The organism is Sinorhizobium fredii NGR234, assembly GCF_000018545.1.
Lineage (GTDB): Bacteria > Pseudomonadota > Alphaproteobacteria > Rhizobiales > Rhizobiaceae > Sinorhizobium > Sinorhizobium fredii_A.
This window is the reverse complement of the sequence record NC_012587.1, coordinates 1,872,540-1,898,057: the sequence shown is the minus strand read 5'-3', so window position 1 is coordinate 1,898,057 and position 25,518 is coordinate 1,872,540. Positions and strand designations below refer to the sequence as shown.

Sequence of the window (25,518 nt, the reverse complement as noted above, 5' to 3'; positions counted from 1 at the left end):
GCGGCGCAGGTGGCCGACATGATCCAGAAGGAGGTCTGGCGCCCGCATTACGAACTTCAGGGGCCGAAGCCGAAATGACGGCTGCCCCCGCTTGTGTCGACAATCTCGTCGAAACGATCCGTGCGGCTCTCGAGCCGCACGGTCTTTTTTTGCGCGGCAGCGTGAATTTCACGCCGGGGGAAACCGCGCCCCTGCTGGACGGTGGCGAGCCCGCCGCGAGCGTCGTGCTGATCGGCAATATCGGCGGTTCGATCTGGAGGTCCTTCAGCCGCTGGCGCGCAGTCGAGCCGGATTGCGGCGGCGCCGACCCGCTCGACGAGTGGTCGAAGCAGGTGATCTTGCCGGTGGCCGAGGCCGCCGGCGCCACCGCCTATTTCCCCTCCGATCCGCCCTGGCAGCCCTTCCAGCAATGGGCGATGCGCGCCGAAGGCTTGAAGGCTTCTCCACTCGGCATATTGATCCACCCGCGGTATGGGCTGTGGCACGGCTACCGCGGCGCGCTCGGCTTTGACCGGGCCTTGCCGCAAACGAGCTCCGTTACAGCCGACCATCCTTGCGGCGACTGTATCGGCAAGCCGTGCATTTCCGCCTGCCCGGTGGATGCCCTGGGGACCGGTCTGTTCGATGTGGGGCGATGCCGCACGCATCTCAAGGCCGAGGCCGGGGCGGCCGGCTGTCTTTTAGATGGCTGCCTTTCCCGCGATGCCTGTCCCATCGGCCGAGACTTTCGCTATCCCAGAGAGCAACTGCGTTTCCATATGGTGGCACTTGGTCTTTGATAGAGAACGCGCCCACCGCGTTTGATGACACTTGATAGCCTCTCGCACCGCCGACGCGGCGCGTCCGCGCCGTGAGAGAACTCATTCGCGTGTCGGCAAAGACGTGCGCGCACAGAACTGCCGCAATCTATGCGATGCTGCGCAGTGCGATTCCATCCGGGTGCCAACCATGCCGCTGTTTCCCAAATCTTTGCTCGCCGGCGCCGCCATGCTCTCCGCCGGCCTTGCTGCCCCTGCGTTCGCCGCCTGCCGCAACGTGAGCCATCTCGGCGAGGACTATGTCGCCTGCAGCTTCGACCCCGCGGCGAGCGACATTCGCCTCTACAACAAGGACCAGGCGGGCGTACCCTTCAAATCCTTCCAGGCGCTGTCGCTCGAACTGCGCCAGCGCGACGAATACATCGTCTTCGCCATGAATGGTGGCATGTATCACGAGGACCTTTCCCCGGTCGGCCTGCATGTCGAAGAGGGTGTGGAGCAGGCGCCGCTCAATACCAACCCCGGCTGGGGCAACTTTCACCTGCTGCCGAATGGCGTCTTCTATTTCGGCGACGGCAAGGCCGGCGTGATGGCGGCGGAGGCCTATCGCGACGCCGGCATCAAGCCGCGTTTTGCGACGCAGTCCGGTCCGATGCTGGTCATCGACGGAGCGCTCCACCCGCGCTTCCTGCCGGACAGCGATAGCCTGAAGACCCGCAACGGCGTCGGGGTGACGAAAAGCGGCGAGGTCGTTTTTGTGGTTTCGAAGCGCCCGGTGCGCTTCCATGACTTCGCGACGCTGTTTCTCGACGGGCTCGATTGCCCGAACGCGCTCTTCCTCGACGGCACGATCTCGAGCCTTTACGCGCCGGAGATCAACCGCCAAGACCGGTTGTTTCCGCTCGGGCCGATCATCGCCGTCGTCGCGCGTTCTCCACGATGAACCCAGCGCAATTTTTTGCCTCCGGCCCCAAGGAAGAACGTTCGGTGGACGTCTAAGGGTTAAGACAGGACAAGAGCGGGCAGGGACTTGGACACGGAACTCGTTGACAGGGCGGTGAAGGGGGATCGCGAGGCCTTCGGCCGGTTGATCGAGCGTCACTATGACTTCGTCCATGCGGTCGCCTGGCGCTGGTCGGGCAGCGAGGCCGACGCGGAGGATATCGCGCAGGATGTCTGCATCCGGCTGGGCTCGGCGATCCGCGGCTTTCGCGGCACCAGCCGGTTCCGCACCTGGCTCTATACATTGACGCTGAACGCGGCGCGCGATCACTGCCGCCGGCAGGCGCGCGACGAAAGAAAGATTGCGGCCTATGCGTCCGACCCCGCTTTGAAGGCTGGTTCCGCAAGCGAAGACGAGGAAAGGCGGGAGGCGCTCTGGGCGGCGGTGCGGGCGCTGCCGGAAAAGCAATGCGATGCCGTGTTGCTCGTCTATGCCGAGGGCTTGAGCCATGCGGCCGCGGCCGATGTGCTCGGCTGCTCGGAAACGACCATCTCCTGGCACGTCCATGAGGCGCGCAAGCGCTTGCGGACGCTGCTCGGCAAGGAGGCTGTGTAATGACCGACGAACTCAACATGCTGTCCGGACGGACGCCACCGGAGCCGAGGGGCGAGGCACGGGCGCGGGCGCTTGCCGCGGCCATGCAGGCCTATGATGCGGCGGAAGAAAATTCGGCCGCAACCCAAGGATCGACAATCCCCGGTCGTCAAAGCTCCATCTTCAACCGGATATGGAGCCCCATCATGAACCGGAAATTGCTGGCCGGCTCGGCTCTGGCGACACTGCTCGTCGTACCCGCCGCCGCCTTTCTGACGCTCGAAATCGTCCGCAACGATCGGCCGTTCGGCACCGAAGGCGAGATCGCCGCCAAGAGCGAGCCGAAGATACAGGTGGCAAAGCCGGAGGCGCCTGTTGCGAAGGAAGAGCGAAAGGCAGAGCCAGACAGCGAGGCTTTCCACGCGCCCGGTGCTGCTTCCGGGGCAATGCAGAGCGTGGACCAGGCGGCCGATGCCGCGGCGCCGATGAGCACCATGGGCGGAGCGGTCGGTCTTGCCGCGCGCAGCCGCATGGAGACCATTCCGGCGCCCGCGCCGGCGGACATGCTTCCGCCGCCGGCGGAAAACCGCGAGCGCTTCGGCAACGCCGATGCCAATCCGGTCAAGAGCGTCGCTGCCGAGCCGGTTTCGACCTTCTCGGTCGATGTCGATACAGCCTCCTATTCCTTCGTCCGCCGATCTCTCATGGCGGGCGAGATGCCGAACCCCGATGCCGTGCGCGTCGAGGAGATGGTCAACTACTTTCCCTATGATTGGCCGCGCCCGACCACGGCAGCGGAGCCTTTCAAGGCGACGGTTACGGTCACGCCGACGCCATGGAACGCCGGCACCCGGCTGATGCACGTGGCGATCAAGGGCTATGAGGTGGTCCAGAAGGAGGCGCCGAGAGCCAACCTCGTCTTCCTGATCGACGTCTCCGGATCCATGGACGAACCGGACAAGCTGCCGCTGCTCAAAAATGCCTTCCGGCTGCTGGTCGATCGGCTGAGGCCGGACGACACGGTGTCGATCGTCACCTATGCCGGCAATGCCGGGACGGTGCTGGAGCCGACTGCGGTCAAGGACAAGACGAAGATACTCTCGGCGATCGATACACTGCAGCCGGGCGGCTCGACGGCGGGTGCTGCGGGCATCGATGCGGCCTATCAACTGGCGGAGAAGGCCTTCGTCAGGGACGGTGTCAACCGCATCCTCCTCGCCACCGATGGCGACTTCAATGTCGGCCCGTCAAGCGATGAGGAATTGAAGCGGATGGTCGAGACGAAGCGCAGGAGCGGTATCTTCCTCTCCGTCCTCGGCTTCGGCCGCGGCAACTACAACGATGCGCTGATGCAGACGATTGCCCAGAACGGCAACGGCGTTGCAGCCTATATCGACACGCTGGCGGAAGCGCAGAAGACGCTGGTCGAGGAGGCGGGCTCGTCGCTCTTCCCGATCGCCAAGGATGTGAAGCTGCAGGTGGAGTTCAATCCGGCGGCAATCGCCGAGTATCGACTGATCGGCTACGAGACGCGGGCGCTGAAGCGCGAGGACTTCAACAACGATAAGGTCGATGCGGGCGATATCGGCTCCGGGCACAGCGTGACGGCGATCTACGAAGTGACGCCGAAGGGCAGCCCGGCCGTCCTCAACGATGACCTACGTTACGCGACGGCCGAGAAGCCAGTGAGCGAACCGGCGGCGGCTCGCGGTGGCGAACTCGCCTATCTCAAGATCCGTTACAAGAAACCGGATGGTGACAGGAGCGAGCTGATCACTACCCCCGTGATGGAAGCGAGTGCGGTGCCGTCGCTTGCCGAGGCGCCGCAGGACGTCCGTTTCTCCGTCGCCGTCGCCGCCTTCGGCCAGAAGCTCGCCGGCAACTCGGCGGTTGCGGACTATTCCTACGCGGCGATCGCCGACCTCTCGGCTGGAGCCAAGGGGCCGGATCCGTTTGGATACCGCGGCGAGTTCGTCAATCTGGTGCGCCTGGCGAAGGGGCTGGCGAGGGAATGAACTTAGGGGCTTCCGCGCTGCTCGCCCCTTGTGTGTCGCGAATCAGCGATTGTGTTTCCGTCACGGAGCGCAGGCGCGCCTGCGCTCCGTGACGGCGGCCGAGAGCCCGTCGCCCCTCAGGAGCCTAACCCGTGGATGAGCTGGGGCCCGACCGCCTTCTTTTAGAACCCGAACAGTTGCAAGGGGCAAGGCCCCCGAACCGCAAGGATGGGACGAAAGATGGTCGAAGACGGTCTGGTGGTTGGAATCGATGTTGCCAAGGGATGGCTGGACGTTGCCGTGCTGCAAACCGGCGAGAGCTTTCGCGTCGATAACGACGCGGCCGGCTGGGCGGAGCTTGTTAAGCGGTTGAAGCGCCGCCAGGTACGGGCGGTCGGGCTGGAGCCGAGCGGCGGCTACGAGCGCGGCCCGAAACAGGCGTTGCAAAAGGCTGGCCTACCGGTCAGGAACGTCAACCCGCACAAGCTGCGTCACTTCGCTCGTGCGCTCGGCAGGCTGGCCAAGAACGACCGCCTCGATGCGGCGGTCATCGCCCGCTACACCGCCGACATGCCGACGCGGGAGATGCGCGTCGATCCGTTGCGCGAGCAGCTCGCCGAACTGGTCGGCGCCCGCCGGCAGCTCAGCGACGACAAGGTCAGCCTCAAGAACCAGCTCGATCAGGTGCGCGACCCGGTGGTCCGGCGCATTTTTACCCGCCGCCTGCGCAGCATCGAGGCCAACATCCTGTTGCTGGAGAAGCGCCTGGCCGAGCTCGTCGCCAGCGATGCCGGGCTGGCCGAAAAGGATCGGCTGATCCAGTCCTTCAAGGGTGCCGGGCCGGTTCTCAGCCACACGCTGCTGGCGCTCGCCCCGGAGCTCGGCCAGGCATCAAGGCGCGAGATCGCCGCGCTTGTCGGTCTGGCGCCCTATGACCACGACACCGGCGTCTTCCGCGGCCGGCGCAGCATCTGGGGCGGCCGTGCCGAGGTGCGCGGCGTGCTCTACATGGCGGCCCTGACCGCCTGCCGCGCGAATCCGCTGCTCAAGGCATTCCACCAGCGCCTGCTTGCTGCCGGTAAGAAGCCGAAGGTCGCACTCATAGCCATCGCCCGCAAGATCCTCACCATCCTCGGCGCCATGCTGCGCAACGGCCAATCGTGGCAGCCTACGCTTAGCTAAAAAACACAGTTGCTCATCCGGCCTGCCGGCCACCTTCTCCCCGCAAGCGGGGCGAAGGGACACGCGGCGCCGCCTCAATTCGCTCTCCCCGTCAAAACGGGGAGCGGGTCAGGGCAAAGGGATTAGGGCGAGAGGCAACGAGCGTCGCCTGCACGGACGCTCGACGCTCGCGACCGGGTTCTGTCAAGCTTTTGGAAAAGCTCTTTCCAAGCCGCCGGATTTCGCCAGTCCGTTTTTGAACGCCTGATAGGCCGGATGCTGGCTGGCGCGGGCGGCTTCCATGAGCCGCATCTGAAGCCGGGCCGGGGCCTCGTTGCCGAGCCACTGCCCGAGCTTCTCCAGCTTCAATGTGTTCAGCAAGCGTGCCTCGGCGGCGAGGTCGAGATGGCGGTATAACCCCTCGAACAAGTTCTCGTCCTGCTCCGGATTTTCCATCAGCAGCTTGACGAAGGCCTGATCCGCTTGGCCGAGCACAGAAAGCTTGGCGGCGGTCGTTTCCCGGTCCGGAAATGCGGCTGGCGCGCTCATCGAATCGTCTCCCTCGAATCGAACGTGCTTCGGGATAGGCGAGCCGCATGCGATCCGCAACGGCCTCAGGCGTCGTTCTGGCGCGATTGGCGGGAGGAGATCAATGCTGCTCGACATGGCCGGCTGAACGCGAAGCGCCTTGCGCTTCCTGCTCAATGCCTGCGGCGCGCCAGGAAATCAGAAAAAGGCTCCGGATCATCATGATCGCGGAGCCCTTCAATATCTGCCGATGACCGGACTTAAGCCCGGCGGCTGCGTCTTTCGCGTGCCGGAGCAACTGGGCCTTCATTGGCCGTCTTGTTGCGCAAGGGGCCGATCTTTTCGACGATCGTCTCGAGAGACGGGCGCTCGCCCTTGGTGTGGTTGTCGAGGGCAAGGCGCATCGCTGCCAGGTGATTGCAGGAGGTGCCGCAGCAGCCGCCGATGATCCTGGCGCCGGCGTCGACGGCCAGACGGGCATATTCCGCCATCAGCGGCGGCGTGCCCGAATAATGGATCTCCGATCCGCGGAATTCCGGAATGCCGCAATTGCCCTTGACGACGACGGTTCCCTCCGGATTGGCGGCGGTCATGTCGAGCAGCGAGGACAGAATGTCTGATGCGCCGACGCCGCAATTCGCGCCGACCGCGACGGGTCCTTCGCCGATCTCGGCGGCAACCGTGTGGAGGTCCTTCGGGTGCAGGCCCATCATCGTCTTGCCGGCAGTATCGAAAGAGCCGGTATAGACGAAGGGCAGCCCGACCTTTGTGGCGGCCTCGGCGGCTGCACGAATCTCGTCCGGCGAGGACATCGTCTCGATCCAGGCGACTTCCGCGCCGCCGGCCTTGAGGCCCTCGATCTGCTCGGCGAAGGCCGAGACCGCGTCTTCATAGGAAAGCGCACCGAGTGGGATCAGCAGTTCGCCGGTCGGGCCGACGGAGCCGGCGGTGATCACCTTGCGCGGCGCCTTGTCGGCGACGGCTCGGGCGATCTCGGCGGCGCGCTTGTTGAGCGCATGCACCCGGTCTTCCGCCTGGTGAAGCTTCAGCCGGTGGCGCGTGCCGCCGAAGGAATTGGTCAGGATGATGTCGGCGCCGGCGTCGACGAAATCCTGATGCAGCTTGGTGATGTTTTCCGGCTTGGTTTCATTCCAGAGCTCCGGCGCTTCGCCGGCTTCAAGGCCCATGGCGAAGAGCGACGTGCCGGTCGCGCCGTCGGCAAGCAAAACACCCTTCTGGGCGAGGAGGTCGGAGAGAGCGTTGGCTGCGATGGACATCGGCATTTCCCGGCTGGACAAACTGTAGTGAGATATAAACATATCTTTATGTGTTTGCGTGCGAGGAAGCAAGCTAAATGTGAATCGAACCGTCGAGGCCTCTCGGTGCTCAAGTGGCTGTCGGCAGCCGCGGCAATTCATCCGCAAGAAGATGAGCGAGGTCGGTTGAGGCGTGCTCTGCATTCGGGCGCAGGCGCAGGCTGAATTCCGCGACGGGCAGCGCCGGCAGATCGAGATCCTTCGGTGCGACCGCTATCCCGGCGCCCAGAAAGCGTTCGGTGCGCGCCGTCACCGCGACACCGCTCAGCACAGCGGCGCGCAGGCCGGAGAGACTGGGGCTGGTCGCGGCGATGCGGAAGGGGTGGTTGATCGCCTCGAGCGCGAATATCGCGGCGGCGCGAAAGCCGCAGGGCGGATCGAGCACAGCCAATGGCAGATCGATGTCGGGCAAAGTTACGCCCCTCTCGGCGCACAACCACATCATCGGTTCGCGCAAGACAAGCAGTTCATCTGCCGAAGGTGTCTGCCGCATCGCCAGGACGATGTCGATCTGGCCTTGCTCGTAAGCCGCCGTCAGTTCTTTCGTTCGGCCGATCCTGAGGTCGAGGCGAACCCGAGGATGCGACCGCGCGAAGCGGCGCAGCAAGGCTGGTAGCGCGGTGTCCGCGAAATCCTGGGTACTGCCGAGTGCAACGCGACCGTCGGCCCGGGCGCCCTTGAGGCTAAGCCAGGCGTCGCGATGGGCGTCGAGGATGCGGCGCGCATGAGCCACGAACGCCTCGCCGACGGGTGTCAGTGATCGTCCGCGCCCGGCCGGTGCGAGAAGAGGCTCGCCGACCAGTGCTTCCAGCCGCTGCATCTGGGCCGTGACGGCCGACGGCGAGCGGTTGATCACCTCCGCCGCACGGGCAAGCGAGCCGCCCTCGGCGAAAGCGAGGAAAGTCCGCAAGAGCTCCGGGTCGATCATCCTCATACTTCAATTATGCAGAATTATTCCTGCAATACAATTCGATTTTTCTGATGCGAAGATGATGGCAAGCTTCCCTCGTCCCTGCATCTATCCGAGGAAGGAACTCTCATGCCGATCATCAACATCGCCGTCGCGGCCGAGGCGAACGCTGACCTGTCCGCCCAAATCGCCGCTACCATCAGCGAATTGACCCGCCTGCACCTGCGCAAGGATCCGACCGTCACGGCCGTTACGATCAGCTATATCGACCCGCAGCACTGGTTCGCCGGCGGAAAGTCGATCGCGTCACAGCAGACGAAGAGCTTCTGGCTGGACATCAAGGTTGTCGATGGGACCAATACGAAACAGGAGCTCGCCGCTTACGTTGAAGCGGTCTATGCCGGGTTCGAAGTCCTGCTCGGCAAGATCCATCCCGAAAGCTATGTGCTCGTCCATGAGGTGCCGGCCGCAGCATATGGTTTCGGCGGCAAGACGCAGGAGTTCCGGTTCATCAGCGGCAAGTTGCAATCGGCCGCGTAAAACGGAAGAGGGCACCGCATCGGCGCCCCCTCCACTCCCGCGGACGGCTCTTACGCCGCCTGGCGTTCGTTGTGACTTGTCGGCGTCACCATCGCGCCGATGATCATCTGCAGGTCGATGGCGCCGATCGGGCGGCCGTTGGCGTCGACGACGTGGGCTGCGTTGATACGCGCACCCGTCATCGTCCGGGCGGCCGCCTCGAGGACCGTATCCGCCGCGATCGCCAAACCCTCGGGGTTGCCGGACAGCGGCCGCATGATCGTCTCGACATGCACGACCCGGCCGCGGTTCACCTCCTTGACGAAGGCGGTGATGTAATCGTCGGCCGGCGAGAGCACGATTTCCTGGCCGGTTCCCTGCTGTACGACGCGACCGTCACGCAGGATGGCGATCTTGTCGCCGAGCCGTAGCGCTTCGTCGAGGTCATGGGTAATGAAGACCACGGTCTTCTTCAGCTCCTTCTGCAGGTCGAGCAGCACTGACTGCATGTCCATCCGGATCAGCGGATCGAGTGCCGAATAGGCCTCGTCCATCAGCAGGATATCGGCGTCATTGGTCAGCGCCCGGGCGAGACCGACGCGCTGCTGCATGCCGCCCGAAAGTTGGTTCGGATAGTGCTTCTCGAAACCCTTGAGGCCGACGCGTTCGATCCAGCCGAGCGCCCGCTTCTCGCTTTCGCGTTGCTCGACCCCCTGGATCTCCAGGCCGTAGACGGTGTTTTCAAGTACGGTGCGATGCGGAAGCAACGCGAATTTCTGGAACACCATCGCCGTCTTGTGGCGGCGGAACTGGCGAAGGTCGTTCTGGGTCATCTTGCAGACATCGACGCCGTCATAGAGGACTTCGCCGGCGGTCGGGTCGATCAGCCGGTTGATGTGGCGGATGAGCGTCGATTTGCCGGAACCGGAAAGCCCCATCACCACCGTTATGCAGCCGCCGGGCATTGGAATGTTGATGTCCTGCAGGCCGAGGACATGGCCGTATTTCTCATTGAGCTCGGCCTTGCCCATGCCGTTCTTGACATGATCGATATACTCGTGCCCACGCGGGCCGAAGATCTTGTAGAGGTTCTTCACCTCGATTGCGCGACTAGCCATGAAAAACCTCCGAATGCTATTGCAGCCGCCTGCCGAAGGCTTGGCTGGCACGATCGAAAATAATGGCGCTGCCGGTCAGTGCAACACCGCTGGAGCTGCGTTCCGCCGGTCCGCTTCTTTGAGAGCGTGTACGAGACGTAACTGCTTCCAGGTTCCCCGCAATGTGACAGCGTAACGGGCGCGCTGCTGTGCTGTTTGCGACGCGGGGCGGGGCTTCGTCGCGAAACATGCGGCTGCCGCAGCCAACACATCCGCCCGCCCGTCCGTGATGCGGCTTCCGTCAAAGCGCTGCCCTTACCTTTTCTGCGACCTCCGGGCTCACCCATTTCGCCCATATTTCCGGAAAGCGCTCCAGGAAATATCTTGCTGCATCCGCATTGCGAGCCCGGTTCTGATCCATCCAGGCGAGAATCTTGTTGACCGTTGCATTGTCCCATCCGCGGGCATTCACGTAATCCATTGCGACGCCTGCCTTTTCGGAAAAGGACTTCGTCACGACTGTAAAGACGTCGGAGACGGGATAGGAGTTGATTTTCGGGTTCGAGCAGTTCGGCACGGCCGAGCAGGAATCCCATTCCGCCCGGTCATGGTCGACGCCGAAGGAAAGACGGATCATTTCATATTTGCCGAGGATTGCCGTCGGCGCCCAATAATAACCGAGCCAGCCGGTCTTTGTCTCGAAGGCCTCGGCAATGGAGCCGTCAAGCGCGGTTGCCGAACCGGGCTCGACAAGCCTGAAACCAGCCTTCTCAGCCCCCAGTGCCTTGTAGAGGTTGGCCGTCGAGATCTGACAGTTCCAGCCGGAGGGGCAACTGTGGATCGCCCCCTTGGTCGGATCGTCGGTCGCCGGGAAAAGATCCGGATGCTTCAGGGCCTCCTGTACGGTCTTGATCTCCGGATGGGCGTTGGCGAGGAATCTCGGGATCCACCAGCCTTCGACACCACCTTCGCTGAGAATTGGAGCAGCCTGGATAAGGCGGCCTTCCTTGATCGCCGCTTCGAGCGGCGTGCGCACCGAGTGGATCCAAAGCTCGGGCGCCAGGTCGGGCTCAGCCTTCTCGTTCATCGACGCGAAGGTCGTCATCGTGTCGCCGGCGACAAGCGAGACGGTACAACCATAGCCGTGTTCGAGAATGAATTTGTCGACATGGGCGGCGATGCCGGCGGAGGCCCAGTTCATTTCGGCAATGCTGACCTTGCCGCACTCCGCGGCCTGGGTCGGGCTGGCCAGGACATAGATGCCGGCGGCGGCGAACGTGATTGCGAGGAGTTTCGTCATGTTCCCGGACCTCCTGCCGCTACGTGGGCCACGACGAGTCAGACTAGGTGTTTCCGATGAGAAATCAACTTCTTCAGTTTATCGTCGCCTAAGTCGTCGGAGGGCCGTCCAGTTGAGAGATGCGCGCGGTTCTGCCTGTCGCTCCCGTGTTCGGGAATGGGCGATGGATCCGGAAATATTGCGAATTCACCTTTGGTTAAGCTCTCACTAACCATCCGGTAAGGATGTCAGGCTAATTGTTTGCCTGCGGCAGGCGACTGCCTCAGGTCCGGTTAGGTGTTGCGTACCGGACCTGCCTCTTCGGAGATCCTCGCACTTTTTCGGGGCCGCGGATGCATCTGGCACGAACAGCCACGCGCCGGCCGCAAATCATCGCGTTGACCGGTGTCGCAACGAACGCGAATATCGCCAGGACTAAAGCCGGGAGAGCCGGGTTGTTTCAATGGCGGCCACATGGGCGTGCTACGGCCAGTCTTCGCTGCCAAATTCGGCATTCCATGTCGCATTTTCGCTAGATCGCAGAGCTTCGTCGCCAAGCTTGGCTAGCGGGTGACACACCCCGTGATCTAGATCGGCCGAATTGCGGCGAAATGGCGTCGAAACAGAGCTTTGCCGGACAAGGTTTCGATGTTACGGGAGATCGCATGACACGCGCGATCATGCTCCAGGGAACCGGCTCGGATGTCGGAAAATCGGTATTGGTGGCCGGCCTCTGCCGGCTCGCCGCCAATCGCGGCCTGAAGGTCAGGCCCTTCAAGCCGCAGAACATGTCGAACAACGCCGCCGTTTCCGATGACGGCGGCGAGATCGGCCGGGCACAGTGGCTGCAGTCGCTGGCCGCGCGCGTGCCGTCCTCGGTACACATGAATCCTGTGCTTCTCAAGCCGCAATCCGACGTGGGCAGCCAGGTCATCCTGCAGGGCAAGGTCGCGGGGCAGGCCAAGGGCAGGGAATATCAGGCGCTGAAGCCGAAGCTACTCGGCGCGGTGATGGAGAGTTTCGGACGCGTCTCCGCCGGAGCGGATCTCGTCGTCGTCGAGGGGGCCGGCTCCCCCGCCGAGATCAATCTCAGGGCCGGCGACATCGCCAATATGGGCTTCGCCACTCATGCCAACGTTCCCGTGGTTCTCGTCGGCGATATCGATCGCGGCGGCGTCATTGCCTCGCTGGTCGGCACCCATGCAATCCTGCCGGAGGAGGACCGGCGGATGGTCGCCGGCTATCTCATCAACAAGTTCCGCGGCGACGTAAGCCTTTTTGACGACGGCATCGCAGCCGTCGGCCGCTTCACCGGCTGGCCCTGTTTCGGCGTGGTGCCCTGGCTGAAAAGTGCGGCACGGCTGCCGGCCGAGGATTCCGTGGTTCTCGAGAAATTGGCCCGCGGCAGCGGCAAGGCTTTGAAAGTCGCCGTGCCCGTCCTGTCGCGCATTGCCAATTTCGACGATCTCGATCCGCTTGCGGCAGAACCGGAGGTCGAGCTTGTCTTCGTTCGGCCGGGCATGTCGCTGCCGCAGGATGCAGGGCTTGTCGTCATCCCCGGTTCGAAATCGACGATTTCCGATCTCAAGAACTTTCGGGCGCAGGGCTGGGACCGCGACCTCGAGCGTCACGTCCGGCGCGGCGGCCGGGTGATCGGCATCTGCGGGGGTTATCAGATTCTGGGCACCCGCGTTGCCGATCCGCTTGGCATCGAAGGAAGCGAGCGCGAGATCGCCGGGCTGGGGCTGCTTTCGGTCGAAACGGAAATGGCGCCTGAAAAGACAGTTCGCAACAGCCGCGCTTGGTCGCTGGAGCATGACGTGGGGCTCGAAGGCTACGAAATCCATCTGGGCAAGACGACAGGCGCAGATTGCGAACGCGCCCCTGTGACGATCGACGGCCGCCCCGATGGCGCGATGTCGGCCGACGGCCGCGTCATGGGAACCTATCTCCACGGGCTTTTCGGTAGCGATGCCTATCGCGCCGCACTGCTGAAGAGCCTGGGGATCGAAGGCGGGGGCGCCAACTATCGCCAGTCGGTCGACAGCGCGCTCGACGAGATCGCCGCCGAGCTGGAGGGCGTGCTCGACGGCGCCTGGCTCAACCGCTTGCTCGGCTAGCCGCTGCGCCGCCGCGTGACACGCCGTCGAACCCTCTTTGGTCGATATTGCATGGCCGCTGCGAAGGATGCAGCATGGCCGGCGAGGCGGCTTCGGTTCTCGCTGGAGAAACCGGTCAGGCCGCTGCCCGGCACAAAGGTCGGCGGTTATGACACGCGCCCAACTGGTCGGCGTCCTTATCGGATTGGCAATTGTCGCGGCGCTGACGGTGCTGCGGGCAAACGATCCGCAGTTGCTGCGGTTCGCCCGCGAAATCACCTTCGATGAATACCAGCGCCTGGCGCCGCGGCCCTTCGAAGACCTGCCCGTGCGGGTCGTCGATATCGACGAGGCGTCGCTGAGGGAGTTCGGGCAGTGGCCCTGGCCAAGGGATCGATTGGCAGCCCTGGTGAACAGGCTGTCCGAAATGGGCGCCGCCGTCATTGCCTTTGACATCCTGTTCGCCGAGCCCGATCGGCTGTCGCCGCGCACGGTTGTGCGTGACGTCCCGGGGATCGAGCCGGCTTTGCTGCAACGCTTGCCGGACAATGACGAAATCTTTGCCGGGGCGATCGCCGGCAAGCCGGTCGTGCTGGGTTTCGGCCTGTCGAACGAGGGAAGCTATCGACCGCCGATCAAGGCGGGCTTCGCCTTTACCGGCGAGAGCCCGTTCGATGCGCCGCCGCGGCTCACGGCCGCGACGCCGCTCCGGCCGGAATTCGAAGCGAGTGCAGCCGGCCTCGGTCATATCAGCCTCAATCCCGACAGCCCGTCGGCGGTCGTACGCGCGGTCCCGCTGCTTCTCAGCGATGGCGAGCAACTCTATCCGAATCTGGCGCTCGAGGCGCTGCGGGTCGCTCAGGGCGCCTCCACCTATCTGCTGGCCGGAGCAACGGATGTGCCCGACACCATAACCCACATCAAGATTGGTGATTTCAACGTTCCGGTCACTGCTGCCGGCGAACTCTGGCTGTACGTCAGTGAAGACCGCGCGGAGAGGTACGTGTCGGCCGGCCGCGTGCTTGCCGCATCAGGTGGTCCCCCGGATGTTGGCGCCGCGGTCGAGGGCAGCATTGTCTTCGTCGGCACCTCGGCTGCCGGCTTGCTGGACATCAGGACGACGGCTCTCGGACACAACGTCCCCGGCGTCTCGCTCCACGCCCAGACCGTCGAGCAGATTTTGTCCGGTCGCTTCCTCTCGCGCCCGGACTGGGCGGACGGACTTGAGATCCTGTCGATTGCCGTTGCGGGCAGTCTTCTCGTGATGCTGACGACCTTCGTCAGCCCGGGCGTGGCGCTCGCCTGCGGACTATTGATCACCGGCTTTGCACTGGCGGCCTCCTGGATCGCGTTCCTCTATGCAGGACTGCTGTTCGACCCTCTCGCCCCGATCCTTGCCGGGTTGGTCACGCATTTCGCCGCGACGGCCTACCGCTTCCTCGTGACCGACCGGGAACGGCGCGTTGTCCGGCGCGCTTTCGGCCAGTATCTGTCACCGTCGCTGCTCTATCGCATCGAGCACACGCACAATGCTCTGCGCCTTGGCGGAGACGATCGCGAATTGACGATCATGTTCGTCGATGTCCGGAATTTCACCGAGATCAGCGAGCGTTTGGCTCCGACGGAGGTCGTCGGGTTCCTGAACACGCTTCTCGATGCGTTGAGCCGCGATGTCATCGAAAACGAGGGAACGCTCGACAAGTTCATCGGCGACTCGATCATGGCCTTCTGGAACGCGCCCGTCGACGTGGCCGGCCATCCAAGCAAGGCCGTTCGTGCGGCTTTGGCCATGCGGGAAACGCTTGCTCGCCTCAATGACAAGGATGCCTTCGGTTTTGGAGCGGAGCAAAGGGTCGCCATCGGGATTGGAATCCACACGGGGCTCGCCTGCGTCGGCAACATGGGGGCCGAGGCGCATTTCAACTATTCGGCCGTCGGGGACGCGGTCAATGTGGCGGCGCGCATCGAAGCCGCCTGCAAGGAGGTCGGTTTCGATATCCTCGTATCCGAGACAACGGCAAAATTGGCTGGTCGTTGCGCCTTGCTGGAGGCCGGAGCATTGGGGCTGAAGGGCAAAAGCACGCGAACGCGGCTCTTTGGTGTCGTTGGCGACGAAAGTTTTGCCGCCTCGGATGCGTTCGCCGAATTGCTGGAAGTCCACCGGCGGCTGGTCGACGCTTTGCGCGCCCGTTCCACTGACAGTCGGCGCATTCTGGGGGTGGTAAAGCTCAAGGCGTCCGCGCTGGCGCCGGGATTGTCGGATTTCTATCGCCGGATTTCGCGGCGCGGCGACCATTTCATCGATGAGCCGACGGCGAAGGATGCGGCTGGCGAGTAGTGCGCTTTGCTGCCGCCGGGAACTGTGCCGCCTTCTACCAAATGTCGATCCCAATCACCATCGCCTGTCATCGCGCCAGTTCTTGTCGTGCCGGTCCGGTTTGCCCGGCTTGTCTGGTTTGCTGGGCTTATCCGGTTTGTGCGGCTTGTCCGGTTTGTGCGGCTTGTCCGGTTTGTGCGGCTTATCCGGTTTGTGCGGCTTATCTGGTTTGGGCGGCTTGTCCGGTTTCGGTGGCTTGTCGGGCTTGGGCGGCGTTTCGATTGGCGGGGCAAGTCTGGTTGGCGGCACAATACGGGGTTGAGGCGGATCGGGACGGATCTGAATCGCCGCTGAAAGGCCGCAGCCGGTGCCGCTCCATCCGGGCGAGAGTTGCTGTCCGCCGGAGAGGAACGGCAATGCCTGTCGGTTGCCGAGTGTCCTGAGGATGCTCCGGTCGACTCGACGCGTGTCGGTCATGTCGCCATTGGGGCGAGCGACCACACAGTCGCAGCGCCGTGTCAGCTGTTGGCAGCCACCTCGGCCGCAGAATTCGGCAGCGCCGCTCAAGAGCACCACCGCCGTGGTGCCGTCGCCGCCGACGTAAAAGTCGAAGACCGTGCCTCGGACGCCGATCGTACCGGCCGGCGTCAAGATCTGATAGGCCGAGTGCTTCGAGTTGCCGCTGATCCAGCGAAACGTTCCCTTCGCTGCCGCGACGGTCAGCTTCTGCACCGATCTCGAGTCGTCGAACACGAACTTGTCGATCACGACTGACGAACCGGCACCCACGGCAAGCTTGCTTCCATCACGGAAAACGAATTGCCCGAGCCCCGATCTGGATGTCCGAATCAGCTCGTCCCGGTGGACCGGGTCCCTGACGACCAGAGGTCCGGTCGCCCCGCTCACTTCGGTCTTGATCCGGATCGCCTGACCGATCGGTTCGGCGGCCTTGCTTGGCATAGAGCCGTAAAGCGCGACGATTAGCGCGGCAAATGCGGCACGACGCAAATATGCCATCGCACCCTCCCACCAGCCTGGGCGCAGCATGTGAGCCGCGTCGGGCCTGCAAAGCTGTATTTATCACGGGGCAGCGAGGGGTGTCTGCTCACCCGTTTGGAGTATATGAGCACCCCGGCGCCGGCGGTGGGGCTGCGCTGCCGCAATTCGCCGGCTTCGCGTCGCAGCCCGTCGATTGACTTTGCAGCCACGGCTTCATAATTAACGGCCATGGATGGTTCCCTCGCACCGAAGCGGCGTGAGGGAGTAAATGGGAATGTGACGGGCGGACCCACGCAGGGCGCCCTTATCGCAGCCGACCCCGCGACTGTAGAACGGTCAGGGTTCGCCATCGGGCATGCCGCTCCGCTACCGATGTAACTGCATGGTGCAGTTGTCGCGGGATCGGATGGCGTGCCGGAAAAGCCACTGGCGTGGCATCGTGAGCAGCCGGGCTGGACGCCTCTTCTTCTACGAATCGTCCGCCCTCACGAGCCAGCAAACGCCGGGAAGGCGAGGCGGACCCGTTCGGGCTCAAATGTCGATGCGCACCGCGTGCGCAGCGCTTTGCCCGTGACGCCGAGAGCCAGGAGACCTGCCGTCCATCAGGGCATCGCCCGGGGGAGTCCTCCCCTATGCCAGCACGGAGGTTGTCGTGGCTTTTAGATTGCTTTCTGCGCGTGCCGGTCACGCGCACGCTTCCTATCACTGCTTTGGTCCCATCGGACTCCATGCGCGGAGTCTGGTCGGATGATACTCTCCCATGCCGCTCCGGTTTTCGTGCTCGGAGGCGCGCGCTCCGGAAAATCCAGCTTTGCGGAGAAACTCGTCGAAGCCTCAGGGCTCCCGATGCACTACGTCGCGACCGGCCGAGCCTATGACGAGGAAATGCGCGACCGTATCGCCCGTCACCAGGCCGCGCGGCAGGGCAAGGGCTGGACGACGCATGAGGAGGCACTCGATCTATCCGGTCTGCTTCGCCGCCTCGATGCTCCGGGGCGCGCCATCCTTGTCGACTGCCTCACGCTGTGGGTCACGAACCTGATGATGGAAGAGCGCGACATGGCAGCCGAATTCGCGGCCCTCGCCGACGTGCTGCCAGATCTCAAGGCGCAGCTCATCTTGGTTTCGAACGAGGTCGGTCTTGGTATCGTGCCTGACAACCGCATGGCGCGCGACTTCCGTGATCATGCCGGCCGCCTCCACCAGATCGTCGCGGAGAAATCCGCCGAAGTCTATTTCGTCGCGGCGGGATTGCCGCTGAAAATGAAGGGTTGATTCATGACACTCGCAAAGGCCCAGCCGGGCAAGATCCCCGCAACCGTCATCACCGGCTTCCTCGGTGCCGGCAAGACGACGATGATCCGCAACCTGCTGCAGAATGCCGACGGCAAGCGGATCGCGCTGATCATCAATGAATTCGGCGACCTCGGCGTCGACGGCGACGTGCTGAAGGGTTGCGGCGCGGAAGCCTGCTCGGAAGAGGACATCATCGAACTCACCAACGGCTGCATCTGCTGCACCGTCGCCGACGACTTCATTCCGACCATGACGAAGCTGCTCGAGCGCGAAAACCGCCCGGACCATATCGTCATCGAGACTTCGGGTCTCGCCCTGCCGCAGCCGCTGGTCGCCGCCTTCAACTGGCCGGACATCCGCAGCGAAGTGACGGTCGATGGCGTCGTCACCGTCGTCGACAGTGCTGCCGTTGCCGCCGGGCGTTTTGCCGATGATCACGACAAGGTCGATGCGCTGCGCGTCGTCGACGACAATCTCGACCACGAGAGCCCTCTCGAAGAGCTCTTCGAGGACCAGCTCACCGCCGCCGACCTCATCGTCCTCAACAAGACCGACCTCATCGACGCAGCCGGCCTCAAGTCCGTGCGCGAGGAGGTCGCCTCGCGCATCAGCCGCAAGCCGACGATGATCGAGGCAAGGAACGGCGAGGTGGCGGCTGCGATCCTGCTCGGCCTCGGCGTCGGTACCGAGGGCGAGATCGCCAACCGCAAGTCGCACCACGAGTTGGACCATGAGGCGGGTGAGGAGCACGATCACGACGAATTCGACAGCTTCGTCGTCGAACTCGGACCGGTCGCCGACCCGACCCTCTTCGTCGATCGTCTGAAGACCGTCATCGCCGAGCACGACGTGCTGCGCCTCAAGGGCTTCGCCGACATCCCCGGCAAGCCGATGCGCCTGCTGATCCAGGCGGTCGGCAGCCGTATCGACCAGTATTACGACCGCGCCTGGGCACCGGGCGAGGCTCGCGGCACGCGCCTCGTCGTCATCGGCCTGCACGACATGGACGAGGCCGCCGTGCGCACGGCAATCTCGGCGCTGGTGTGAGGCGGTCTTGAACGTGTGTGGGAATTACCCCTCCCCAACCCCTCCCTACAAGGGGGAGGGGCTTCGTTGGCGTTTGCCGCGATGGGGTGGCTCCAAAGCGCACCGCTTGAGTGCGCGTGCAGCTTCTTGTTTACGTCGTGGCGAGACGGCTTTCGCCGATGCGGCGAGCACGGCGCTGTCTAGCCCCTCCTCCTTGTGGGGAGGGGTTGAGGAGGGGTCTTCTCACGACGCCCGGGAGGAGCACCCATGCATCTTCTCCTAGCCCAGAAAGGAACGATCGCCGACGGCAACGAGGCGATCGATCTCGGCCAAAGCCCAGCCGATATCCTGTTCCTGTCGGCCGCCGATACCGAGCTTGCTTCGATTGCGGCCGCCCATCGCCGGCGCGCAGGAATGAAGAGTCTGCGCATCGCCAGCCTGATGAGCCTCATGCATCCGATGTCGGTCGACACCTATGTCGAGCGCACGGCGCGCCATGCGAAGCTGATCGTCGTCCGGCCGCTCGGCGGCGCCAGCTATTTTCGATACGTGCTGGAGGCGCTTTTTGCGGCGGCGGTCGCCGGCAAGTTCCAGATTGCCGTACTTCCGGGAGACGACAAGCCGGATCCCGGTCTTGAGCCTTTTTCGACTGTTTCGGCCGATGACCGCCAGCGTCTCTGGGCCTATTTCACCGAGGGCGGCGCCGACAATGCCAGCCTGTTCCTCGACTATGCCGAGGCGCTGATCGACGGAGGCGAAAAGCCGCAGCCGGCGCGCCCGTTGCTCAAGGCCGGCATCTGGTGGCCGGGCAGGGGTGTGATCGGGGTCGGTGAGTGGATGCGGCTTGTTCGAGGACGAGGGGATGCACCCCCGGAGGCGGTAACCCTCCCCACCGTCGCCATCTGCTTCTACCGCGCCCTCGTCCAGAGCGGTGAGACCAAACCCGTTGAGGCATTGATTGACGCGCTGGCGGCTGAAGGCATGCGTGCACTCCCGGTGTTCGTCTCGAGCCTCAAGGACCAGGTCTCGATCGGCACGCTTGTAGCGATCTTCGCGGAAGCCGCGCCCGACGTTGTCTTGAACGCCACGGGCTTCGCCGTCTCGGCGCCCGGCGCCGACCGGCAGCCGACCGTCTTGGAATCGACCGGCGCACCGGTGCTGCAGGTCATCTTTTCAGGATCGTCCCGCGAGGCGTGGGAAGCCTCGCCGCAGGGTCTGATGGCCCGCGATCTCGGCATGAATGTCGCTCTGCCGGAGGTGGACGGCCGCATTCTTTCGCGCGCCGTCTCCTTCAAGGCGGCATCGGTTTACGACCCGCTCGTCGAAACCAACATCGTCGGGCACGAGCCGCTTGCCGATCGCGTCCGCTTTGCCGCCCGGCTTGCCGCCAACTGGGCGAGGCTGCGCCGGGCGAAGCCGCAGGTGCGCCGGGTCGCCATTGTCATGGCCAATTATCCGAACCGCGACGGCCGTCTCGGCAACGGCGTCGGCCTCGATACGCCCGCCGGCACGATCGAAGTCATGAGAGCGATGGCGGCGGAAGGCTACACGGTCGGCGATCTGCCTGAGGATGGCGATGCGCTGATCCGGTTCCTGATGGCCGGACCGACCAATGCGGCGAGCCGTGATCGGGAAATCCGCGAAACAATTTCCCTGAGCGAGTACAAGGATTTCCTCGCCTCTCTTCCGAAAAAGATTCAGCAGGAGGTGAGCGAGCGCTGGGGTGCGCCGGAGACCGATCCCTTCTTCCTCGATGACGTTTTCGCGCTGCCGCTCGCCCGGTTCGGCGACGTCCTGGTCGGCGTACAGCCCGCCCGCGGCTACAATATCGATCCGAAGGAAACCTATCACGCTCCGGATCTCGTGCCGCCGCACGGCTATCTCGCCTTCTACGCCCATCTGCGCCAGGTCTTCGGTGCCGACGCGATTATCCACATGGGCAAGCACGGCAACCTCGAATGGCTGCCAGGCAAGGCGCTGGCGCTTTCCGAGGCCTGTTATCCGGAGGCGGTGTTCGGTCCGACACCGCATCTCTATCCCTTCATCGTCAACGATCCGGGCGAGGGCACGCAAGCAAAGCGCCGCAGCAGCGCGGTGATCATCGACCATCTGACGCCGCCCTTGACGCGGGCCGAGTCCTACGGTCCGCTGAAGGACCTCGAAGCGCTGGTCGACGAGTATTACGAGGCGGCCGGCGGCGATCCACGGCGGCTGCGGTTGCTCAGCCGCCAGATCCTCGATCTCGTGCGCGATATCGGCCTCGACAACGACGCCGGCATCGAAAAGGGCGATAGCGACGACAAGGCGCTCGAAAAGCTCGACGCCTATCTCTGCGACCTCAAGGAGATGCAGATCCGCGACGGGCTGCACATCTTCGGCGTCGCGCCGGAGGGGCGACTGTTGACGGATCTCACCGTGGCTCTCGCCCGGGTGCCGCGCGGTTTGGGTGAGGGCGGGGACCAGAGTTTGCAGCGGGCGATTGCGGCGGATTCGGGGTTGGGTGTTTCGGGGCAAGGCACCCCCTCTGCCCTGCCGGGCATCTCCCCCACAAGGGGGGAGAGTGACTCGCGGCTACCACTCGCAGCCACAACTCCCTCAGAACCCGCAGCGCCGCCGGAAGTTGCAGGAAGCATCTCCAATTTGACAGTCGATGGGGAGCGAGCGGTGGCATCCGTCCTCTCCCCCCTTGTGGGGGAGATGCCCGGCAGGGCAGAGGGGGTTCTTGCTCCCCACACGCAACCTTTCGACCCCCTCGACTGCGTCATGTCAGCGCCCTGGACCGGCCCGAAGCCCGATCTCCTCGCCACCCTCTCCGATGCCCCGTGGCGCACCGCGGGCGACACAGTCGAGCGGGTCGAACTTCTCGCGGCGAAACTGGTGTCGGGCGAGGTTGCCTGCCCTTACGATTGGACCAACACGCGCGCCGTCCTCGACGAGATCGAGGCACGGCTGAAGCCTTCGATCCAGGATTCGGGTGCGGCGGAGATCGAGGGCCTCCTCACCGGCCTCGACGGCCGCTTCGTCGCGCCCGGACCTTCCGGCGCGCCGACCCGCGGACGTCCCGACGTGCTGCCGACCGGCCGCAACTTCTATTCCGTCGACAGCCGCGCCGTCCCGACGCCGGCGGCCTACGAGCTCGGCAAGAAATCGGCCGAGCTGCTGATCCGCCGCTATCTGCAGGATCACGGCGAATGGCCGTCGTCCTTCGGGCTCACCGCCTGGGGAACGTCCAATATGCGCACCGGCGGTGACGATATCGCCCAGGCGCTGGCGCTGATCGGCGCCAAGCCAATCTGGGACATGGCGTCGCGCCGCGTCACCGGCTACGAGATCGTGCCGCTTGCCGTGCTCGGCCGGCCGCGCGTCGACGTGACGCTCAGGATATCCGGTTTCTTCCGCGACGCCTTCCCGGAACAGATCGCCCTCTTCGACAAGGCGATCCGCGCGATCGGCGCGCTCGAGGAGGACGATGCCGACAACATGATCGCCGCCCGGATGCGCGCCGAGGCTCGGCGGCTCGAGGAAAAGGGTGTCGAGCCGAAGAAGGCGGCGCGCCGCGCCTCCTACCGCGTCTTCGGCGCGAAACCGGGTGCCTACGGCGCGGGCCTGCAGGCGCTGATCGATGAAAAAGGCTGGGAGAAGCGCGGCGATCTCGCCGACGCCTATCTCACCTGGGGCGGCTATGCCTATGGCGCCGGCGAAGACGGCAAGGCGGAGCGCGGGCTTTTCGAGGAGCGCCTCAGCACCATCGAGGCCGTCGTCCAGAACCAGGACAACCGCGAGCACGATCTGCTCGACAGCGACGACTACTACCAGTTCGAAGGCGGCATGAGCGCCGCGGCGGAACATCTCAAGGGGCAACGCCCGGCGATCTATCACAACGACCACTCCCGGCCGGAGAAGCCGGTGATCCGCTCGCTGGAGGAGGAGATCGGCCGCGTGGTGCGAGCCCGCGTCGTCAATCCGAAATGGATCGACGGGGTCATGCGCCACGGCTACAAGGGCGCCTTCGAGATCGCCGCGACGGTCGACTATATGTTCGCCTTCGCGGCGACGACCGGGGCGGTGCGCGACCATCATTTCGAGGCTGCCTACCGGGCCTTCATCGCCGACGAGAAGGTTCTCGATTTCCTGCGTGACAAGAACCCTGCTGCCCTTGCCGAGCTCGCCGATCGGTTCCTGGAGGCTGTCGATCGCGATCTGTGGAACCCGCGCTCCAACTCGGCGCGATTTGAACTGAACAGCCTGTCCGGCCGTGCCGCGAACGAACGCCTGCAGGCCGGAAACGAATAGGGAGGATGCAATGAGCGACGAAACCGCAAACACCGGCGAACCGGTCGCCGAAAAGGACGAAGCCCGCCACGCCATGAAGATGGCGAAGAAGAAGACGGCGCGCGACAAGATCATGGCGACGAAGACCGACGAGAAGGGCCTGATCATCGTCCACACCGGCAAGGGCAAGGGCAAGTCGACGGCCGGCTTCGGCATGATCTTCCGCCACATTGCCCATGGCATGCCCTGTGCCGTCGTGCAGTTCATCAAGGGCGCCATGCAGACCGGCGAGCGCGATCTGATCGACAAGCATTTCGGTGACCTCTGCCAGTTCTACACCCTCGGTGAAGGCTTCACTTGGGAGACGCAGGACCGCGCCCGCGACGTGGCGACGGCCGAGAAAGCCTGGGAAAAGGCCAAGGAACTGATCCGCGACGAGCGCAATTCCATGGTGCTGCTCGACGAGATCAACATCGCGCTGCGCTACGATTACATCGACATCGCCGAGGTCGTCCGCTTTCTCAAGGAAGAGAAGCCGCACATGACCCATGTGGTGCTGACCGGCCGCAACGCCAAGGAGGATTTGATCGAGATCGCCGATCTGGTGACCGAGATGGAGCTCGTCAAGCACCCGTTCCGCTCCGGCATCAAGGGGCAGAAGGGCGTCGAGTTCTGACGAGGCAGGGCTGACATATTCAAGCGCCGTCCCTGGGAGAGGCCGGCGCGATCAGATCCCCAGCCAGATCCTCAGCGGATGCGCAGGGTCTGCCAGCAGCCGGATGGCCAGTGCGATTGAGACGACGACGAGCAACGGCTTGATGATCTTCGCGCCCTTCGCCATCGCATAGCGGGAGCCGACCTGTGCGCCGAGGAACTGGCCGGCACCCATCATCAGCCCGACCTTCCAGAGCACAACGCCGTAAAGCACGAAGACGAGGAAGGCACCGAGATTGGAGCCGAAATTCAGGAACTTGGTATGGGCCGTCGCCTTGAGGATGCCGTAGCCGGCGAGCGAGACGAAGCCGAGCATGAAGAACGAGCCGGTACCCGGCCCGAAAATCCCGTCATAGAGGCCGATCAGCGGCACGAAGGTCAGGGTGAAGAGAAATGCCGACATGCGGCGGTGCTTCTCGACATCGCCGATATTCGGCTTGCAGCCGAAATAGGCGGCGATTGCAATCAGCAGAAAGGGCAGCACCCCCTTCAGCGCATCGGCTGGCACGACGGTCGCGATCAATGCGCCGAACACGGATCCGGCGGCCGACATCAGCGCCATCGGCAGTTGGTCCTTCAAATTCACATGGCCGTGTCGCGCATAGGCGATGCTGGCCGAGCCGGAACCGAACAGCGATTGCAGCTTGTTGGTGCCGAGCGTCTCGAGCGGCGGAATGCCGGCGATCAGCATGGCGGGAATGGTGATCATCCCGCCGCCGCCGGCGATCGAATCGATGAAGCCGGCGATGAAAGCGGCCACGAACAGGAAGAGCAGGAGATGGAAGGCGAGATCGGTCACGGAAGGCTCGGGCCGGATTGGAAATTGCTTCCGCCTTGTGTCAGAGGCGACAGCGAAAAGCAAAGGATTGTCGGTGCTATTTTCCGCAGAAAATGCCGTTCTTATGCGCCGTTTACGACGCTGCGATGGCGCAATCCGGTTTGACCGCCCGGATGCGCTTCGGTAGAAATGGGGATCATGCGACGGCGTCCGTGCGAGCGGATCGAAAGAGCGTCCGGTGCGGCCGACCCATTCAGGGGGCCAGATCCGGTGCTGTCCAGACCGGTGCGGCTCTCGGCCCAGGCCGGCGCTTCGTATGGAACGCCGACCGCTGCGCGAATCAACACCTCCGGGTATTGGGCAACTCGCGCGGATGTTCAATGGATTGCAGCAAGTTCGCGCGCCCCTTGGGACGTGTGGCGTTGCAGGGGAGCCGCGCCGCAGATGCCTTCGGTCACGAGACCAGACCCGACCGCAAAACTTGTTCTCGGCCTCGGCTGCGAGCGCAACACAGAGCCCGGAGAAGTGATCGCACTTGCCGAGCGGGCGCTCGCTGAAGCCGGCGCGGGGAGGACCGACGTCACCTTCGTCGCGTCGCTCGATGCGCGTGCCGAAGAGCCCGCCATTCATGCGGCGGGTCGATATTTTGGCGTGCCAGTCCGCTTCTTCGACGCGGCGACGCTCGAGGCGGAGGCGACGCGCCTGCAGAACCCGTCCGAAATCGTCTTTGCTTACACTGGCTGCCATGGCGTCGCCGAGGGCGCGGCATTGGCAGGTGCGGGGCGCGATGCAGTCCTGCTCGTTCCGAAGATACGCTCGGCCTGCGCGACGGCGGCGATCGCGGGGCCGCGGCATTGCGCCGGCGCCTGCACCGAAACAGCGGCCTCGGATCCTGTTTGATGGCATATGCTTGCACCC

General features: G+C 64.2%; 20 protein-coding genes and 1 riboswitch. Of the genes, 13 read left to right on the top strand and 7 right to left on the bottom strand.

From position 1 onward, the window contains the following. Positions 1 to 74: 74 nt before the first annotated feature. The 5 genes from NGR_RS20410 (at position 75) to NGR_RS20390 (ending at position 5,471) form a co-directional block, all read left to right on the top strand. Complete coding sequence (locus NGR_RS20410; RefSeq protein WP_012708364.1) at positions 75 to 779, top strand: 4Fe-4S dicluster domain-containing protein; 705 nt, start codon at positions 75 to 77, stop codon at positions 777 to 779. A 169-nt stretch (positions 780 to 948) separates the two neighbouring features. Then, complete coding sequence (locus NGR_RS20405; protein WP_012708363.1) at positions 949 to 1,701, top strand: phosphodiester glycosidase family protein; 753 nt, start codon at positions 949 to 951, stop codon at positions 1,699 to 1,701. An 87-nt stretch (positions 1,702 to 1,788) separates the two neighbouring features. Beyond that, positions 1,789 to 2,316, top strand: coding sequence for an RNA polymerase sigma factor (locus NGR_RS20400; RefSeq protein WP_012708362.1), 528 nt, complete (start codon positions 1,789 to 1,791; stop codon positions 2,314 to 2,316). Further along, the gene (locus NGR_RS20395; protein ID WP_164924366.1) at positions 2,316 to 4,310 is read left to right on the top strand and encodes a vWA domain-containing protein; all 1,995 of its coding nucleotides are present in this window, start codon (positions 2,316 to 2,318) and stop codon (positions 4,308 to 4,310) included. Before NGR_RS20400 ends, NGR_RS20395 begins: the two co-directional genes overlap by 1 nt. A 219-nt stretch (positions 4,311 to 4,529) precedes the next feature. After that, positions 4,530 to 5,471, top strand: a complete 942-nt coding sequence (locus NGR_RS20390; RefSeq protein WP_012707869.1) for an IS110 family transposase — start codon at positions 4,530 to 4,532, stop codon at positions 5,469 to 5,471. Between the two features lie 183 nt (positions 5,472 to 5,654). Here the strand turns inward: NGR_RS20390 and NGR_RS20385 are convergent, their stop codons facing one another. The 3 genes from NGR_RS20385 to NGR_RS20375 all read right to left on the bottom strand — a co-directional run bounded on the left by NGR_RS20385 (position 5,655) and on the right by NGR_RS20375 (position 8,228). Further along, entirely contained in the window at positions 5,655 to 5,999 is a 345-nt protein-coding gene (locus NGR_RS20385; protein ID WP_012708360.1) for a hypothetical protein, read from the bottom strand. Between the two features lie 239 nt (positions 6,000 to 6,238). After that, positions 6,239 to 7,255 carry a betaine--homocysteine S-methyltransferase gene (gene bmt / locus NGR_RS20380; protein ID WP_164924365.1) on the bottom strand — a complete coding sequence of 339 codons (1,017 nt, stop codon included), beginning with the start codon at positions 7,253 to 7,255 and terminating at the stop codon, positions 6,239 to 6,241. Positions 7,256 to 7,364: 109 nt separating this feature from the next. After that, positions 7,365 to 8,228 (bottom strand): LysR substrate-binding domain-containing protein, encoded by an 864-nt coding sequence (locus tag NGR_RS20375; RefSeq protein ID WP_164924364.1) that lies wholly within the window; start codon positions 8,226 to 8,228, stop codon positions 7,365 to 7,367. Between the two features lie 105 nt (positions 8,229 to 8,333). On the opposite strand from NGR_RS20375, the gene NGR_RS20370 reads away from it, so the two are divergent. After that, the gene (locus NGR_RS20370; protein ID WP_012708356.1) at positions 8,334 to 8,744 is read left to right on the top strand and encodes a tautomerase family protein; all 411 of its coding nucleotides are present in this window, start codon (positions 8,334 to 8,336) and stop codon (positions 8,742 to 8,744) included. A 50-nt stretch (positions 8,745 to 8,794) separates the two neighbouring features. Here the strand turns inward: NGR_RS20370 and NGR_RS20365 are convergent, their stop codons facing one another. Both NGR_RS20365 and NGR_RS20360 read right to left on the bottom strand, forming a co-directional pair. Next, positions 8,795 to 9,841 carry a quaternary amine ABC transporter ATP-binding protein gene (locus NGR_RS20365; protein WP_012708355.1) on the bottom strand — a complete coding sequence of 349 codons (1,047 nt, stop codon included), beginning with the start codon at positions 9,839 to 9,841 and terminating at the stop codon, positions 8,795 to 8,797. 280 nt (positions 9,842 to 10,121) lie between these two features. Further along, entirely contained in the window at positions 10,122 to 11,120 is a 999-nt protein-coding gene (locus tag NGR_RS20360; RefSeq protein WP_012708354.1) for a glycine betaine ABC transporter substrate-binding protein, read from the bottom strand. 644 nt (positions 11,121 to 11,764) lie between these two features. Here NGR_RS20360 and NGR_RS20355 point away from each other — a divergent pair. Next, positions 11,765 to 13,219: a cobyric acid synthase gene (locus tag NGR_RS20355; protein WP_012708353.1), complete on the top strand. Its 1,455-nt coding sequence runs from the start codon at positions 11,765 to 11,767 to the stop codon at positions 13,217 to 13,219. Positions 13,220 to 13,367: 148 nt separating this feature from the next. Next, positions 13,368 to 15,536: a CHASE2 domain-containing protein gene (locus NGR_RS20350; protein ID WP_012708352.1), complete on the top strand. Its 2,169-nt coding sequence runs from the start codon at positions 13,368 to 13,370 to the stop codon at positions 15,534 to 15,536. A gap of 54 nt (positions 15,537 to 15,590) precedes the next feature. Here the strand turns inward: NGR_RS20350 and NGR_RS20345 are convergent, their stop codons facing one another. After that, positions 15,591 to 16,532 carry a FecR family protein gene (locus NGR_RS20345; protein WP_012708351.1) on the bottom strand — a complete coding sequence of 314 codons (942 nt, stop codon included), beginning with the start codon at positions 16,530 to 16,532 and terminating at the stop codon, positions 15,591 to 15,593. A gap of 198 nt (positions 16,533 to 16,730) precedes the next feature. Beyond that, positions 16,731 to 17,128, top strand: a riboswitch (cobalamin riboswitch). Positions 17,129 to 17,261: 133 nt separating this feature from the next. On the opposite strand from NGR_RS20345, the gene cobU reads away from it, so the two are divergent. From cobU to cobO, 4 genes are all read left to right on the top strand, one after another. Then, positions 17,262 to 17,789 carry a bifunctional adenosylcobinamide kinase/adenosylcobinamide-phosphate guanylyltransferase gene (cobU, locus tag NGR_RS20340; protein WP_012708350.1) on the top strand — a complete coding sequence of 176 codons (528 nt, stop codon included), beginning with the start codon at positions 17,262 to 17,264 and terminating at the stop codon, positions 17,787 to 17,789. Between the two features lie 3 nt (positions 17,790 to 17,792). Then, positions 17,793 to 18,857 carry a cobalamin biosynthesis protein CobW gene (cobW, locus tag NGR_RS20335; RefSeq protein WP_012708349.1) on the top strand — a complete coding sequence of 355 codons (1,065 nt, stop codon included), beginning with the start codon at positions 17,793 to 17,795 and terminating at the stop codon, positions 18,855 to 18,857. 246 nt (positions 18,858 to 19,103) lie between these two features. After that, positions 19,104 to 23,129, top strand: coding sequence for a cobaltochelatase subunit CobN (gene cobN / locus NGR_RS20330; protein WP_012708348.1), 4,026 nt, complete (start codon positions 19,104 to 19,106; stop codon positions 23,127 to 23,129). Positions 23,130 to 23,139: 10 nt separating this feature from the next. Beyond that, complete coding sequence (gene cobO, locus NGR_RS20325; RefSeq protein ID WP_012708347.1) at positions 23,140 to 23,784, top strand: cob(I)yrinic acid a,c-diamide adenosyltransferase; 645 nt, start codon at positions 23,140 to 23,142, stop codon at positions 23,782 to 23,784. Positions 23,785 to 23,835: 51 nt separating this feature from the next. Here cobO and NGR_RS20320 read toward each other — a convergent pair whose 3' ends face one another. Then, positions 23,836 to 24,621: a TSUP family transporter gene (locus tag NGR_RS20320; protein WP_164924363.1), complete on the bottom strand. Its 786-nt coding sequence runs from the start codon at positions 24,619 to 24,621 to the stop codon at positions 23,836 to 23,838. A 423-nt stretch (positions 24,622 to 25,044) separates the two neighbouring features. Here NGR_RS20320 and NGR_RS20315 point away from each other — a divergent pair, with 423 nt between their 5' ends. Continuing rightward, positions 25,045 to 25,500 carry a cobalamin biosynthesis protein gene (locus NGR_RS20315; RefSeq protein ID WP_164924362.1) on the top strand — a complete coding sequence of 152 codons (456 nt, stop codon included), beginning with the start codon at positions 25,045 to 25,047 and terminating at the stop codon, positions 25,498 to 25,500. Positions 25,501 to 25,518: the final 18 nt, after the last annotated feature.

Coding starts and splice junctions, on each gene's coding strand:
- cobU (WP_012708350.1), top strand. CDS start 17,262: ATGATACTCTCCCATGCCGCTCCGGTTTTCGTGCTCGGAGGCGCGCGC.
- NGR_RS20345 (WP_012708351.1), bottom strand. CDS start 16,532: ATGGCATATTTGCGTCGTGCCGCATTTGCCGCGCTAATCGTCGCGCTT.
- NGR_RS20365 (WP_012708355.1), bottom strand. CDS start 9,841: ATGGCTAGTCGCGCAATCGAGGTGAAGAACCTCTACAAGATCTTCGGC.
- NGR_RS20355 (WP_012708353.1), top strand. CDS start 11,765: ATGACACGCGCGATCATGCTCCAGGGAACCGGCTCGGATGTCGGAAAA.
- NGR_RS20315 (WP_164924362.1), top strand. CDS start 25,045: ATGCCTTCGGTCACGAGACCAGACCCGACCGCAAAACTTGTTCTCGGC.
- NGR_RS20385 (WP_012708360.1), bottom strand. CDS start 5,999: ATGAGCGCGCCAGCCGCATTTCCGGACCGGGAAACGACCGCCGCCAAG.
- cobW (WP_012708349.1), top strand. CDS start 17,793: ATGACACTCGCAAAGGCCCAGCCGGGCAAGATCCCCGCAACCGTCATC.
- NGR_RS20410 (WP_012708364.1), top strand. CDS start 75: ATGACGGCTGCCCCCGCTTGTGTCGACAATCTCGTCGAAACGATCCGT.
- NGR_RS20360 (WP_012708354.1), bottom strand. CDS start 11,120: ATGACGAAACTCCTCGCAATCACGTTCGCCGCCGCCGGCATCTATGTC.
- bmt (WP_164924365.1), bottom strand. CDS start 7,255: ATGTCCATCGCAGCCAACGCTCTCTCCGACCTCCTCGCCCAGAAGGGT.
- NGR_RS20350 (WP_012708352.1), top strand. CDS start 13,368: ATGACACGCGCCCAACTGGTCGGCGTCCTTATCGGATTGGCAATTGTC.
- cobN (WP_012708348.1), top strand. CDS start 19,104: ATGCATCTTCTCCTAGCCCAGAAAGGAACGATCGCCGACGGCAACGAG.
- NGR_RS20405 (WP_012708363.1), top strand. CDS start 949: ATGCCGCTGTTTCCCAAATCTTTGCTCGCCGGCGCCGCCATGCTCTCC.
- NGR_RS20375 (WP_164924364.1), bottom strand. CDS start 8,228: ATGAGGATGATCGACCCGGAGCTCTTGCGGACTTTCCTCGCTTTCGCC.
- NGR_RS20370 (WP_012708356.1), top strand. CDS start 8,334: ATGCCGATCATCAACATCGCCGTCGCGGCCGAGGCGAACGCTGACCTG.
- cobO (WP_012708347.1), top strand. CDS start 23,140: ATGAGCGACGAAACCGCAAACACCGGCGAACCGGTCGCCGAAAAGGAC.
- NGR_RS20395 (WP_164924366.1), top strand. CDS start 2,316: ATGACCGACGAACTCAACATGCTGTCCGGACGGACGCCACCGGAGCCG.
- NGR_RS20390 (WP_012707869.1), top strand. CDS start 4,530: ATGGTCGAAGACGGTCTGGTGGTTGGAATCGATGTTGCCAAGGGATGG.